The following is a 13,961-nucleotide window of genomic DNA, read 5'->3' as shown; positions in this document are numbered from 1 at the left end:
TTTTTGTGACGTCTACTACACTATTTTATTCAGGAAAGTGACATTTACTGGAGAATTATGGCTGAGCCAACGTCGGGATTTTCGTTGAACGTGCTGACAATTAACACCCATAAAGGCTTTACGGCGTTTAATCGGCGTTTTATTTTGCCCGAGCTGCGCGAAGCCGTTCGCAGCGTCAGCGCTGACATAGTTTGCCTGCAGGAAGTGATGGGCGCTCACGAAGTTCACCCGCTGCATATCGAAAACTGGCCAGATAAGACCCATTACGAATTTCTTGCCGACACCATGTGGAGCGACTACGCCTATGGGCGCAACGCGGTCTATCCGGAAGGTCACCACGGGAATGCCGTGCTGTCGCGCTTCCCGATTGAATACTATGAAAATCGCGATATCTCGGTCGGCAATGGGGAGAAACGCGGCCTGCTGTACTGCCGCATCGTACCGCCGCAGAGCGGCGTTACGATTCACGTCATTTGCGTCCATCTCGGACTGCGTGCCGACCAGCGGCAGGCGCAGCTGGCGATGCTGGCGGAGTGGGTCAATACCCTGCCCGCCGGCGAGCCGGTGGTGGTGGCCGGAGATTTTAACGACTGGCGTCAGCAGGCTAACCAGCCGTTAAAGGCCCAGGCAGGGCTGGAAGAGATCTTTACCCGCGCCCGCGGACGGCCGGCGCGCACCTTTCCGGTCAGTTTTCCGCTGCTGCGCCTCGATCGCATTTACGTCAAGAACGCCCACGCCAGCCGCCCGAAGGCGCTGGCCCTCAAACAGTGGCGGCATCTGTCCGATCATGCACCCCTTAGCGTGGAGATTCATTTGTGAAATGTCGTTGGCAGGAAGGCAACCGCATTACGCTACTGGAGAACGGCGACCAGTACTATCCGGCGCTGTTTGCGGCCATCGGTCGCGCCAGCCGGCGGGTGATCCTCGAGTCCTTTATCTGGTTTGAAGATGAGGTCGGCTGGCGGCTGCACGCGGTTCTGCTGAAGGCAGCACGCCGCGGCATCCAGGTGGAAGTGCTGCTTGACGGCTACGGCTCGCCGGATCTTAGCGATGAGTTTGTCGGTGAACTGACCGCCGCGGGGGTGATTTTCCGCTATTACGACCCGCGCCCTAAGCTGATGGGAATGCGTACCAACCTGTTCCGTCGTATGCACCGTAAAATCGTGGTGATCGACGACACCACCGCCTTTGTCGGCGGCATCAACTACTCCGCCGAACATATGAGCGACTATGGCCCGGAGGCCAAACAGGATTACACGGTGCAGGTCGAGGGGCCGGTGGTGCTCGATATTCTGCAGTTCGAACTGGAGAATCTGCCCAACAGCGAAACCGCCCGCCGCTGGTGGCGCCGTCGTCGCCATCAGCCGGAGATCAACCAGACCCCCGGCGAGGCGCAGGCGCTGTTCGTCTGGCGCGATAACCAGGATCACCGCGACGATATCGAACGCCACTACCTGAAGATGCTGACCAGCGCCCGCCGGGAGGTGATAATCGCGAACGCCTATTTTTTCCCCGGCTACCGTCTGTTGCATGCGATGCGCAATGCCGCGCGGCGCGGGGTGCGGGTGAAGCTGATCGTCCAGGGCGAACCGGATATTCCGATTGTGAAGTTCGGCGCCCACCTGCTCTACCACTACCTCGTCAAAGGCGGCGTGCAGATCTACGAATATCGCCGCCGTCCGCTGCATGGCAAAGTCGCCCTCGCGGACGACCACTGGGCCACCGTCGGGTCGAGCAACCTCGATCCGCTCAGCCTGTCGTTGAATCTGGAAGCCAATCTGATCATCCACGACCGGGTGTTTAACCAGACGCTGCGCGATAATCTTAACGGGCTTATCGCCCGGGATTGTCAGCGGATCGATAAAACGATGCTGCCGAAACGCAACTGGTGGCGGCTGGGGGTGAGCGTGATGGCCTTCCACTTTCTGCGCCACTTTCCGGCGTGGGTCGGCTGGCTGCCGGCCCATACTCCGCGGCTGGCCAGGGTCAGCCCGCCGGTGCAGCCGGAGATTGAAACTCAGGATCGCGTCGAGTCACCTACCAGGGATAATCCACTATGAGCAAATCGCACCCTCGCTGGCGGATGGCAAAAAGAGTGCTGACCGTACTCTTTTTTATCGCCGTGATCGTCCTGCTGGTGATTTACGCGCAGAAGGTCGACTGGCAGGAAGTATGGAAGGTGATCCGCGGCTACGATCGGCTGGCCTTGTTCAGCGCCATTGCGCTGGTCATCGTCAGCTATCTGATCTACGGCTGCTACGATCTGCTTGGCCGGGCCTATTGCGGGCATAAGCTGGCGAAACGCCAGGTGATGCTGGTGTCGTTTATCTGCTATGCCTTCAACCTGACCCTCAGCACCTGGGTCGGCGGCATCGGCATGCGCTATCGGCTGTACTCGCGGCTGGGGCTCAACGGCGGCACCATCACCCGTATTTTTTCATTAAGCATCACCACCAACTGGCTGGGCTATATCCTGCTCGGTGGGGTGATATTTACAGCGGATCTGGTGAAGCTGCCGCCGCACTGGTACATCAGCCAGACCACCCTGCGCATTATCGGCGGAGTGATGCTGTTTCTCACGCTGTGCTATCTGTTTGGCTGCGCCTTCGCCAAACGCCGTCACCTGACGATCAAAGGTCAGCGGCTGGTGCTGCCCTCCTGGCGATTCGCGCTGCTGCAGATGGGGGTCTCGGCGGCGAACTGGATGGCGATGGGGGCGATCATCTGGCTGCTGTTGGGCAGCGAGATTAACTATTTCCTTGTATTGGGGGTACTGCTGGTGAGCAGTATCGCCGGGGTGATTATCCACATTCCGGCCGGGATTGGCGTGCTGGAGGCGGTGTTCATCGCCATGCTCTCCGGGGAAGAGATTTCGAAGGGAGCGATCATCGCCGCTCTCCTCGCCTGGCGCGCGCTCTATTACTTTCTGCCGCTGCTGCTGGCGACGGTGGCCTATTTGCTGCTGGAGAGTCGGGCGAAAAAGCTGCGGCAAAAGAACCAGCGCAAGCTGGCCCGCGAATGAAATCGCCCGGCGGCGCTGCGCTTGCATGGGCCTACTGGGTCTGAGCCTGTGAAAGGATCCTGTAGGTCGGGTAAGGCGTAGCCGCCAACCGGCAAGAATACAGGTACCGTGCCTGATATCTTGCCCGGCGGCGCTGCGCTTGCGCGGGCCTACGGGATCTGAGCCTGTGAAAGGATCCTGTAGGCCGGGTAAGGCGCAGCCGCCACCCGGCAATACCACGGGTACCGTGCCTGACGTCTCGCCCGGCGGCGCTGCGCTTGCCGGGCGGTAGGGGATGCAACCTTTTGATATAAACAGGTTAGCGGCGGTTGCCCATAATACGCAGCAGCATCAGGAACAGGTTGATGAAATCCAGATACAGCGTTAAGGCGCCGAGGATCGAGTATTTACGCAGATTGGCGCTGTCGCGGGTATCAATCTGCTCGCCGATGTTTTTCAGCTTCTGGGTATCGTAGGCGGTCAGGCCGACAAACAGCACCACCCCGATGTAGGTCACGGCCCACATCAGCGCCTCGCTCTTCAGCCACAGGTTAACCAGCGACGCCAACACGATGCCAATCAGCCCCATAAACAGCATGCTGCCGAAGCCGCTCAGGTCGCGCTTGGTGGTGTATCCGTACAGACTCATCGCCCCGAACATCCCGCCGGTGACCACAAAGGTGCTGGCGATGGAGGAGTAGGTGTAGGCGATAAAAATGCTCGACAGCGTCAACCCGGTGAGCGCCGAATAGAGCATAAACAGGGTGGTCGCCATCCCGGGGCTCAGCCGGTGCACCATCCCCGACAGCACAAACACCAGCGCCAGCTGGGCGATGATCAGCCCGAAAAAGGTGATTTTGCTCGAAAAGACGAACATCATCACCGCCGGGGTATTCGCCGCAAACCACGCGATAAACGCCGTCAGCAGCAGGCCGACCGTCATCCAGCCGTACACCTGCGCCATATAAGTCTGCAGGCCGCTGCGGCCCTGCACTATTGAATCGGAACGCGGATATCTGTCCATGACTCTCTCCTGATTAACAAAGTTTCACTCTGTAAGCGTATCACACTACCAGCGCTCTGCCGCCTGACGATCGCTGTCGCGGGCATCGACCCAGCGCTCGCCCTCCGGTGTCGCCTCGCGTTTCCAGAACGGCGCGCGGGTTTTCAGGTAGTCCATCATAAACTCGCCGGCGGCGAAGGCGCTGCCGCGGTGGGCGCTGGTGACGCCGACAAACACAATCTCTTCCCCCGGCCACATTTCGCCGATGCGATGGATAATGGTCACCCGGCCCAGCGGCCAGCGCTCGCGCGCCTGGTCGACAATCTCCGCCAGCGATTTCTCGGTCATCCCCGGATAGTGCTCAAGAGTCAGCGCTTTCACGCTGTCGCCGAGGTTGTGATTGCGCACTTTGCCGGTGAAGGTAACCACCGCGCCGTCTTCATCGCGTTCGGCCAGCCAGAGATACTCCTCGCCAACGCTAAAGCGCGCCGGGCTAACGACGATACGAGTTTGCGTCATGTCAGCCCCCGGTGACCGGTGGGAAGAACGCCACTTCATCCCCGCTGGCGACAGGATGGTCAAAGGCGGTCAGCGTCTGGTTAACCGCCGCCAGCAGCTTGCCCTCCTCCAGGGCCAGCGCCCAGCGATCGCCGCGAGCGGCAAGCTGCTGACGCACAGCCTCAACGGTGGCCAGCTCGCTGGCGTCGAGAGTCAGCGAATCAGTCCCCACCAGCTCGCGCACCTGGGCAAAAAACAGAACCTTAATCATGGCGTTCGTCCACCTTAAAATCGCCGGACTTGCCGCCGCTTTTCGCCAGCAGGCGCACCGGGCCAATCACCATATCCTTTTGCACCGCCTTGCACATATCGTAAATGGTCAGCGCGGCAACCGAGGCGGCGGTAAGGGCTTCCATCTCGACGCCGGTTTTGCCGGTCAGGCGGCAGAGCGATTCGATGCGCACCCGGTTATGTTCCGGCTGCGCCTGCAAATTGACTTCCACTTTGCTGAGCATCAGCGGATGGCACAGCGGGATCAGCTCCCAGGTGCGCTTGGCCGCCTGGATCCCGGCGATCCTCGCCGTGGCGAAAACGTCGCCTTTATGATGGCTGCCGTCGATAATCATCGCCAGGGTTGTCGCCTGCATCTCGACATAAGCCTCGGCGCGCGCTTCGCGTACCGTTTCCGCTTTGCCGGAGACATCCACCATATGGGCTTCGCCCGCGGCGTTAATATGGGTCAGTTGTGACATACATTATTTCTTCAGGTGAGGAATAAAATTACAAGGACGGGTGCGGGCATCCAGCTGCGGGGCAATGATGTTGTCCCACGCCGTGCGGCAGGCTTTCGTCGAGCCCGGCATAGCGAAGATCAGCGTGTGGTTGGCGACGCCGGCCACGGCCCGGGACTGCAGCGTCGAGGTGCCGATCTCTTCGAACGACAGCATGCGGAACACTTCGCCAAAACCTTCCACCTCACGGTCAAACAGCGGCAGCAGCGCTTCCGGCGCCTGGTCCCCTTCGGTGAACCCGGTCCCGCCGGTGATCAGCACCACCTGTACCTCATCGCTGGCGATCCACACCGATACCTGGGCGCGGATGGCGTAGCGGTTCTCTTTGACTATCGCCTTATCGACGACATGGTGCCCCGCCTCCTGCGCCGCCTCACGCAGCCAGTGGCCGGAAGTGTCGTCCGCTTCGCCGCGACGACTGGAAACGGTAAGAATAGCAATACGGGTCGGAATAAACTCAGCGCTAGCCTGGCTCATCTGAATGCTCCTTTCGAAAACGATTATCCGCCAATATAGGACAGGTTCTGCGTAATACCGGTGTTGCCCTGATGCAGGAAATGGGTCTGCTTTTTATGGGTTAAGGCTTCGGCGATCCGCGCTTCCAGCGCGGCCTGCTGCCGATCATCGGCCATCAGGTCGCGCAGGTCGACGCCGCCTTCGCCAAACAGGCACAGGTGCAATTTGCCGACGGAGGAGACGCGCAGACGGTTGCAGGTGGTGCAGAAGTCTTTTTCGTACGGCATGATGAGGCCGATCTCGCCGGCGTAGTCCGGATGACAAAAGACCTGCGCCGGACCATCGCTGCGCTGGCGGATCTGGTGGATCCAGCCGCGACGCAGCAGCTCGTCGCGCAACACCATGCCGGAGAGATGGTGACGGCGGAACAGGTCGCTGCCCTCGCCGGTTTCCATCAGCTCAATAAAACGCAGCTGAATACGACGCGGCTGGATCCAGGCGAGGAAGGTATCAAGCTGGTGATGATTAACATCGCGCATCAGTACGGTATTCACCTTCACCTTGTCAAAGCCCGCGGCGAAGGCGGCGTCAATCCCGTCCATCACCTGGTGGAATTTATCCTGGCCGGTGATGGCATGGAACTGGCGGGCGTCGAGGCTATCGACGCTGACGTTGATCGCCGTCAGCCCGGCATCGCGCCAGCGTTCGACATCGCGCGCCAGGCGATAACCGTTAGTGGTGACGGCAATCTGACGGATCGCCGGGTTTTCACGCACGGCGGCGATGATCTCGGTGAAGTCACGGCGCAGGGAGGGTTCCCCACCGGTGAGGCGAACTTTTTCAGTGCCCAGCGCGGAGAAAGCGCGCGTGACCCGGCGCACTTCGTCTACGCTAAGAAAGCCGTTGTTATTGACGGCGCCGGGCTTGTAGCCATCCGGCAGGCAGTAGGTGCAACGGAAATTGCACACATCGGTAATCGACAGACGCAGGTAATAAAACTTACGCGCGAATGCATCGGTAAGCTGTGAGGCCATATACACCTTTCCAAATACGGGAGACGCGGTCATTTCTTCCCACGCCCTGGCGACAACCGGCGGCGTCGCGGCCAAACCGCCATATCTTTTGACACAGGCGAAGAGGCTAGAGTGTTAACAGGTTATGCCGATAGTAGCGCGTTCCAGACGGTTTCGCCATTTGCGATTTCGCTATATATTCTTGTATATATCGCTACCTTCGTGCATTTTCGCTACAGAATAGCCATAAATCATCTTTTTGCCTTGATATCGGTCAGTTTGTCGGGCTCCTCCCATCGTCTTTTAGGGGTAGATCGGGTAGTGTGTGGCCGTTTATGTGAAATAAGGAATTTCTATGCGCAATCGTACATTCGCTGACCTGGATCGGGTGGTGGCGCTCGGCGGCGGGCATGGTCTGGGTCGGGTAATGTCCTCCCTCTCCTCGCTGGGCTCACGGCTGACTGGCATTGTGACCACCACCGACAACGGGGGATCCACCGGGCGGATCCGCCGCTCGGAAGGCGGCATTGCCTGGGGCGATATGCGCAACTGCATCAATCAGTTAATCGCCGAGCCGAGCGTGGCGTCGGCGATGTTTGAGTACCGTTTTAGCGGCAATGGCGAGCTTTCCGGCCATAACTTGGGAAATCTGATGTTAAAGGCGCTGGATCATCTCAGCGTGCGGCCGTTGGAAGCGATCAATTTGATCAGAAACCTGCTCAAAGTGGACGCTTTTCTTATTCCGATGTCGGAACAACCGGTGGATTTGATGGCGCTCGATCATGAAGGCCATGAAGTTTACGGTGAAGTCAATATCGATCAGCTCGATAGCGTGCCGCAGGAGCTGATGCTCACCCCGCCGGTACCGGCCACCCGTGAGGCGGTGGAGGCCATCGCCGAAGCCGATCTGATCCTTATCGGCCCGGGCAGTTTCTATACCAGCCTGCTGCCAATCCTGCTGCTTGACGAGATGGCCCAGGCGCTGCGTCGCACTCCGGCGCCGATGGTGTTTATCGATAACCTCGGCAAAGAGCACAGCCCGGCCGCGAGGCTGTCGCTGGCGGAGCGCATCGCGATTATGGAGCGCTATGTGGGCAAGCGGGTGGTGGATGCGGTCATCGCGGGCCCAAAAGCCGATATCAGCGGCATCGACAACCGGCTGGTGATTCAGACGCCGTTGGAAGCCAGCGACGTTCCCTATCGCCATGACCGGGCGCTGCTTCGCGGGGCGCTGGAGAAAGCGCTCCAGCTGCCGGGCTGATCCTGCGCGCCGGAGGATCGGCTTTCGGCGCACCTTAAAATCTTAAGGTTGTCTTAAAACAGAGCTGGCATTATACCCATATCTCTTTCTGTAGGTAGGTGTTATGTCTTTATTGCCTCTGCGTCGGCCCGTTCTCAGCCGCACAACGTATCTGATTCTCTTTGCTTGCTATATCGGTATCTTTCTCAACCTGGCTTTTTATCGCCAGGTTTTCCCGCTACTGCCGGTAAATAGCCTGCATAACTGGCTGGTATTCCTCAGTATGCCAATCGTGGCCATTTGCGTGATGAATATCCTCACCACCCTCGCCTCGTTCCTGAAGCTGGACCGGCTGGTGATTAGCCTTTTTATTCTACTCAGCGCTTCGGCTCAGTACTTTATCTGGTCCTTCGGCGTGGTGATTGACCGTTCGATGATCGCCAATATCTTCGATACCACACCGGCGGAAAGCTTCGCTCTGTTGTCGACGAAAATGGTCATCGTGCTTGGAGTTTCCGGCCTGTTGATGGTTCTGGTGGCCTGGTGGATTAAAGTTCGTAAACCTGCCTCTTTCTGGCGCGGCGCGGCGATGCGTCTGCTCAATATCGCCGTTTCGGCACTACTGATAATTCTGGTGGCCGCGCTGTTCTACAAAGATTACGCCTCGGTGTTCCGTAACAACAAAGAGCTGGTGAAATCCCTGAGCCCCTCCAACAGCATTGTGGCGCTGAACTCCTGGTATGCGCACCATCGCATGGACAACCTGCCGCTGGTGAAGATTGGCGAAGATGCCACGCAGAAACCGGTGATGCATAACGGTCCCCGTAAGAACCTGACGATTGTGGTACTGGGTGAAACCTCGCGCGCCGAGAACTTCTCGCTGGGCGGCTACGATCGGGAGACTAACCCGCGCCTGCAACAGGACAACGTGGTGTACTTCCCGAAAACCACCTCCTGCGGCACAGCAACTGCGGTTTCCGTGCCCTGCATGTTCTCCAATATGCCGCGCGCGCGCTACGACGAAGAGCTGGCCCATCACCAGGAAGGCGTCCTGGATATTCTGCAGCGCGCTGGCATCCAGGTGCTGTGGAACGACAACGATGGCGGCTGCAAGGGGGCATGCGATCGGGTACCGCACCAGAACGTGACCGATCTGAAGCTAACCGGACAGTGCATCGACGGCGAGTGCTACGACGACGTGCTGTTCCATAATCTCGACAGCTATATCGATAACCTGCAACAGGATGGCATTATTGTGCTGCATACCATCGGCAGCCACGGCCCAACCTATTACAATCGCTATCCGGCTGAATTCAAAAAATTCACCCCAACCTGCGATACCAATGAAATCCAAAGTTGTACGCAACAACAGTTGACCAATACCTACGATAACACCATTCTGTATGTCGACTATGTCGTTGATAAAGCGATAAAACTACTGCAATCTAAACAGGACAAATTCACCACTAGCCTGGTTTATTTGTCCGACCACGGCGAATCGCTGGGCGAAAATGGCGTCTATTTGCATGGTCTGCCGTACTCCATTGCGCCGGATACGCAAAAGCACGTGCCCATGCTGCTGTGGCTGTCGCCGGATTACCAGCAACGTTACGGTGTTTCCAGCCAGTGTTTGCAACAACAGGCTAAGACGAAGGATTATTCACAAGATAATCTGTTCTCCACCCTGCTCGGCCTGCTCGGCGTCAGCACCCACGAGTACCAGGCGGCAGATGATATTTTAACGCCATGTAGAGAGGCTGGTTGATGAAAATCTTAGTCATTGAAGACGATGCGCTGCTGTTGCAGGGGTTGATTCTGGCAATGCAAAGTGAAGGATACGTGTGCGACGGCGTCTCCACGGCGCACGAAGCGGCGCTGTCGCTGGCCAGCAATCACTACAGCCTGATCGTACTCGACCTCGGCCTGCCGGACGAAGACGGCCTGCATTTTCTCGCCCGTATGCGGCGGGAGAAAATGACCCAGCCGGTGCTGATCCTCACCGCCCGCGATACCCTTGAGGATCGCATTAGCGGTCTCGACACCGGCGCGGATGACTATCTGGTGAAACCCTTTGCCCTGGAAGAGCTAAACGCGCGCATTCGCGCCCTGCTCCGTCGGCATAATAATCAGGGCGATAACGAAATCAGCGTCGGCGATCTGCGCCTCAACGTCACCCGCCGCCAGGTGTGGCTCGGTGAGACGGCGCTGGATCTGACGCCGAAGGAGTATGCCCTGCTGTCGCGGCTGATGATGAAAGCCGGCAGCCCGGTACATCGTGAGATCCTCTACAACGATATCTACAGCTGGGACAATGAGCCAGCGACCAATACCCTGGAAGTGCATATCCATAACCTGCGCGATAAGATTGGCAAATCGCGGATCCGCACCGTCAGGGGCTTCGGCTATATGCTGGCTAACCATATCGATACGGAATAGACCATGGCTCTGTTTGCAACCGAAAACTGGACCATGCGTCACCGGCTGCTGTTGACCATCGGCGCCATTCTGGTGGTCTGCCAGCTGATCAGCGTCTTCTGGCTATGGCATGAGAGCAAAGAGCAGATCCAGCTGCTGGTGGCCAGCGCCATCGAAGGGCACAACAACCAGAAGCATGTGGAGCATGAGGTTCGGGAAGCGGTCGCCAGCCTGCTGGTGCCGAGCCTGCTGATCGTGGGTCTGGCGCTGTATATCAGCATGCTGGCGGTACGCAAAATCACCCGCCCGCTGTCACGTCTGCAAAGCGAGCTGGAGAGTCGTACCCCGGACAACCTCACCCCCATCGTGCTCAGCGAATCGGTGCCCGAGGTGACGGCGGTGACCACCGCCCTGAATCAGCTGGTTTCCCGCCTCAATCTGACTCTCGATCGCGAACGGCTGTTTACCGCCGACGTGGCGCACGAGCTGCGCACCCCGCTGGCCGGGCTGCGGCTGCACCTTGAGCTGCTGGCGAAAGTGCACGGCATGGGCGTCGACCCGCTGATCCAGCGGCTCGACCAGATGACCACCAGCATTTCGCAGCTGCTGCAGCTGGCGCGCGTCGGTCAGTCCTTTTCCGCCGGCAGCTATCAGCAGGTGCTGCTGCTGGATGACGTGGTCAAACCGCTGCAGGATGAGCTGGAGACCATGCTGGCCGAGCGCCAGCAACGGCTGCTGCTGACGGATGTCGAAAGCGAGGCCGTCGTCTCTGGCGACGCGACGCTCATCCGCGTCATACTGCGCAATCTGGTGGAGAATGCCCATCGCTACAGCCCGCAAGGGTCGACGATCCGCGTGTCGGTGAAAGCGGGTCTGATGCCGGTGATGGCAGTGGAAGATGAAGGACCGGGGATTGATGAGGCGAAAAGCGGCGAACTCAGTAAGGCCTTCGTGCGCATGGACAGTCGCTACGGCGGTATAGGGCTAGGACTGAGCATCGTCACGCGCATCGCTCAGCTGCATGACGCCCAGTTCTTTTTACATAACCGCCAGCCGGGGCCAGGGGTCCGCGCGTGGGTGTTATTCCCGCGGCGCGGGGGTCAGAACGTCAGCACCCACTGATGGAAGAAGGCAACAATAATGACCAGGGCGGTGGCGACCGCCAGATATTCACGGAAGTTGATTTTTTGCATGGGCGCTATCCTCATCAGGTTGAGGATAGTGTCGCCTGGCGAGATTAAGCAAACATTAAGAAGGCCGCTTTGCGGCCTTTTTTCTTCACCGCGAATGGTTATCTGGCTGCGGAACAGGGCGATAAGGGCCACGCCTTGTCTGCTTCCCGCACGTCCACCTCCCGGCAGTACACGCCGGGACTCAGGAGGCGGCGATAAACAGTTCGCGCAGCTGATGCAGCTGGTCGCGAATTTGCGCCGCCTCTTCGAACTCGAGGTTTTGCGCGTGCTGCATCATCTGCCCTTCCAGCTCGTGGATTTTCTGCTGCAGCGCTTTTGGCGTCATATCCACGCCGCTGAGCCCGGCAGGCTCGACGGCCTTCGCTTTACCGCGCCCTTTGGCTTTGGTTTTCGCCAGGCTCTGGCCCAGCTGCAGGATATCCACCACTTTCTTGTTGAGCCCCTGCGGCACAATGCCGTGCTCTTCGTTATAGCGCTGCTGTTTCTCCCGTCGACGCTCTGTCTCGCCGATGGCTTTCGCCATCGAGGGGGTGATCTTATCGCCGTACAGGATAGCCTTGCCGTTGACGTTGCGCGCCGCGCGGCCGATGGTCTGGATCAGCGAGCGTTCGGAGCGCAGGAAGCCCTCTTTGTCCGCATCCAGGATCGCCACCAGCGACACCTCCGGCATATCCAGCCCCTCACGCAGCAGGTTGATCCCCACCAGCACGTCAAACTCGCCAAGACGCAGGTCGCGGATAATCTCCATACGTTCGACGGTGTCGATATCCGAGTGCAGATAGCGCACCCGCTCGCCGTGCTCCTCAAGGTACTCGGTTAAGTCTTCCGCCATCCGCTTGGTGAGGGTGGTGACCAGCACGCGCTCGTTGATGGCCGTGCGCAGGCGGATCTCCGACAGCAGATCGTCGACCTGGGTCGCCACCGGCCGCACTTCGATGATCGGATCCAGCAGACCGGTCGGCCGCACCACCTGATCCACCACCTCGCCGCCGGATTTATCCAGCTCGTAGGCGCCGGGGGTGGCCGACACGTAGATGGTTTGCGGCGCCAGCGCTTCGAATTCTTCAAACTTCATCGGCCGGTTATCCAGCGCCGACGGCAGGCGGAAGCCGTACTCCACCAGCGTCTCTTTGCGCGCCCGGTCGCCGCGGTACATACCGCCGATCTGCGGCACCGTGACGTGAGATTCGTCAATCACCAGCAGGCCGTCTGCCGGCAGGTAGTCGAACAGGGTGGGCGGCGGCTCGCCGGGGCCGCGCCCGGAGAGGAAGCGCGAGTAGTTTTCAATGCCCGAGCAGTAGCCCAGCTCGTTCATCATTTCGAGGTCGAACTGGGTGCGCTGGGTTAAGCGCTGCTCTTCCAGCAGCTTGTTGTTGGCCAGCAGCACCTTGCGCCGCTCCGCCAGTTCCAGCTTAATCTCTTCCATCGCCTGGACAATGCGCTCCCGCGGCGTCACGTAGTGGGTCTTGGGATAAATGGTGTAGCGCGGCACCGTCGATTCCACATGGCCGGTGAGCGGGTCGAACAGCGACAGGCGCTCAACTTCTTCGTCAAACAGCTCAATGCGCAGGGCGATATCGTCCGATTCCGCCGGGAAGACGTCGATCACCTCGCCGCGCACCCGGAAGGTGCCGCGCTGGAAGGCCTGATCGTTGCGGGTATACTGCAGTTCCGCCAGGCGGCGCAGGATCGCCCGCTGGTCAATCAGCATCCCCACCGTCAGATGCAACATCATTTTCAGATACAGGTCCGGGTCGCCGAGGCCGTAAATAGCCGAGACCGAGGCCACCACCACCACATCGCGCCGCTCAAGCAGCGCTTTGGTGGCCGACAGGCGCATCTGCTCGATATGTTCGTTTACCGAGGCATCTTTCTCAATGAAGGTATCTGAGCTGGGGACATAGGCTTCCGGCTGATAGTAATCGTAGTAGGAGACGAAATACTCGACGGCATTTTCCGGGAAAAACTCTTTCATCTCGCCGTAGAGCTGGGCCGCCAGAGTTTTGTTTGGCGCCAGCACCATCGTCGGCCGCTGCAGATCGGCAATCACGTTGGCGATGGTAAAGGTCTTACCGGAGCCGGTGACCCCCAGCAGCGTTTGATGCGCGAGCCCATCCTCCAGCCCCTCTTCCAGGCGGCGGATGGCTTCCGGTTGGTCTCCGGAGGGGCGAAAGGCGGAATGCAGAACAAACGATTTACTCATCAATCAGAACCTGAAAAAGATTTAGCGGCCGGTGTTTAATTCTACCCCCCGGGCCGTTTTTTGCCAATAAATTATACTGGATATTTAAACAGTGCGTGCTTATGATAGCGCCACAATATGGCCTTTTTTGCCGGTAAGCAGGGTATAA

General features: G+C 59.0%; 14 protein-coding genes and 1 riboswitch. Of the genes, 7 read left to right on the top strand and 7 right to left on the bottom strand.

Annotated features, from left to right (window positions below; genetic code table 11):
• Positions 1-57 precede the first annotated feature (57 nt).
• From ABLV64_RS23370 to ABLV64_RS23360, 3 genes are read left to right on the top strand one after another with little or no spacing between them, the layout of a single operon-like run.
• Entirely contained in the window at positions 58-819 is a 762-nt protein-coding gene (locus ABLV64_RS23370; RefSeq protein ID WP_004886158.1) for an endonuclease/exonuclease/phosphatase family protein, read from the top strand.
• Entirely contained in the window at positions 816-2,060 is a 1,245-nt protein-coding gene (gene clsB, locus ABLV64_RS23365; protein WP_004886156.1) for a cardiolipin synthase ClsB, read from the top strand. Before ABLV64_RS23370 ends, clsB begins: the two co-directional genes overlap by 4 nt.
• Positions 2,057-3,022 carry a YbhN family protein gene (locus ABLV64_RS23360; protein WP_017900169.1) on the top strand — a complete coding sequence of 322 codons (966 nt, stop codon included), beginning with the start codon at positions 2,057-2,059 and terminating at the stop codon, positions 3,020-3,022. Before clsB ends, ABLV64_RS23360 begins: the two co-directional genes overlap by 4 nt.
• A gap of 298 nt (positions 3,023-3,320) precedes the next feature.
• Here ABLV64_RS23360 and ABLV64_RS23355 read toward each other — a convergent pair whose 3' ends face one another.
• The 6 genes from ABLV64_RS23355 to moaA all read right to left on the bottom strand — a co-directional run bounded on the left by ABLV64_RS23355 (position 3,321) and on the right by moaA (position 6,783).
• Positions 3,321-4,025 carry a Bax inhibitor-1/YccA family protein gene (locus ABLV64_RS23355; protein ID WP_004886153.1) on the bottom strand — a complete coding sequence of 235 codons (705 nt, stop codon included), beginning with the start codon at positions 4,023-4,025 and terminating at the stop codon, positions 3,321-3,323.
• Between the two features lie 45 nt (positions 4,026-4,070).
• Positions 4,071-4,523, bottom strand: coding sequence for a molybdopterin synthase catalytic subunit MoaE (gene moaE, locus ABLV64_RS23350; RefSeq protein WP_004886150.1), 453 nt, complete (start codon positions 4,521-4,523; stop codon positions 4,071-4,073).
• A 1-nt stretch (position 4,524) separates the two neighbouring features.
• Complete coding sequence (moaD, locus tag ABLV64_RS23345) at positions 4,525-4,773, bottom strand: molybdopterin synthase sulfur carrier subunit (RefSeq protein ID WP_004886145.1); 249 nt, start codon at positions 4,771-4,773, stop codon at positions 4,525-4,527.
• A complete protein-coding gene (gene moaC, locus ABLV64_RS23340; protein WP_004886142.1) occupies positions 4,766-5,254 on the bottom strand; it encodes a cyclic pyranopterin monophosphate synthase MoaC in 489 nt (162 codons plus the stop codon). The genes moaD and moaC overlap by 8 nt, the downstream gene beginning before the upstream one ends.
• A 3-nt stretch (positions 5,255-5,257) precedes the next feature.
• Positions 5,258-5,770, bottom strand: a complete 513-nt coding sequence (gene moaB / locus ABLV64_RS23335) for a molybdenum cofactor biosynthesis protein B (RefSeq protein WP_004886139.1) — start codon at positions 5,768-5,770, stop codon at positions 5,258-5,260.
• Between the two features lie 23 nt (positions 5,771-5,793).
• Positions 5,794-6,783 (bottom strand): GTP 3',8-cyclase MoaA, encoded by a 990-nt coding sequence (gene moaA / locus ABLV64_RS23330; RefSeq protein ID WP_004886137.1) that lies wholly within the window; start codon positions 6,781-6,783, stop codon positions 5,794-5,796.
• Positions 6,771-6,909, bottom strand: a riboswitch (molybdenum cofactor riboswitch). (Overlaps the previous gene by 13 nt.)
• A gap of 208 nt (positions 6,910-7,117) precedes the next feature.
• Here moaA and yvcK point away from each other — a divergent pair.
• The 4 genes from yvcK to pmrB all read left to right on the top strand — a co-directional run bounded on the left by yvcK (position 7,118) and on the right by pmrB (position 11,539).
• Positions 7,118-8,023, top strand: coding sequence for a uridine diphosphate-N-acetylglucosamine-binding protein YvcK (gene yvcK / locus ABLV64_RS23325; protein WP_004886135.1), 906 nt, complete (start codon positions 7,118-7,120; stop codon positions 8,021-8,023).
• A gap of 103 nt (positions 8,024-8,126) precedes the next feature.
• Positions 8,127-9,767 carry a phosphoethanolamine transferase EptA gene (eptA, locus tag ABLV64_RS23320; RefSeq protein WP_065802262.1) on the top strand — a complete coding sequence of 547 codons (1,641 nt, stop codon included), beginning with the start codon at positions 8,127-8,129 and terminating at the stop codon, positions 9,765-9,767.
• A complete protein-coding gene (pmrA, locus tag ABLV64_RS23315) occupies positions 9,767-10,438 on the top strand; it encodes a two-component system response regulator PmrA (RefSeq protein WP_004886130.1) in 672 nt (223 codons plus the stop codon). The genes eptA and pmrA overlap by 1 nt, the downstream gene beginning before the upstream one ends.
• A 3-nt stretch (positions 10,439-10,441) precedes the next feature.
• On the top strand, positions 10,442-11,539 hold the full coding sequence (pmrB, locus tag ABLV64_RS23310) for a two-component system sensor histidine kinase PmrB (RefSeq protein WP_004886129.1): 1,098 nt from the start codon (positions 10,442-10,444) through the stop codon (positions 11,537-11,539).
• A gap of 252 nt (positions 11,540-11,791) precedes the next feature.
• On the opposite strand, the gene uvrB is transcribed toward pmrB, so the two are convergent.
• A complete protein-coding gene (gene uvrB, locus ABLV64_RS23305; RefSeq protein ID WP_004886127.1) occupies positions 11,792-13,813 on the bottom strand; it encodes an excinuclease ABC subunit UvrB in 2,022 nt (673 codons plus the stop codon).
• Positions 13,814-13,961 lie beyond the last annotated feature (148 nt).

It is taken from the genome of Klebsiella sp. JB_Kp031, assembly GCF_040064295.1.
Taxonomy (GTDB): Bacteria; Pseudomonadota; Gammaproteobacteria; order Enterobacterales; family Enterobacteriaceae; genus Klebsiella; species Klebsiella quasipneumoniae.
Note: the sequence above shows the minus strand (reverse complement) of the source record. Positions and strands in the feature narration are given on the sequence as shown.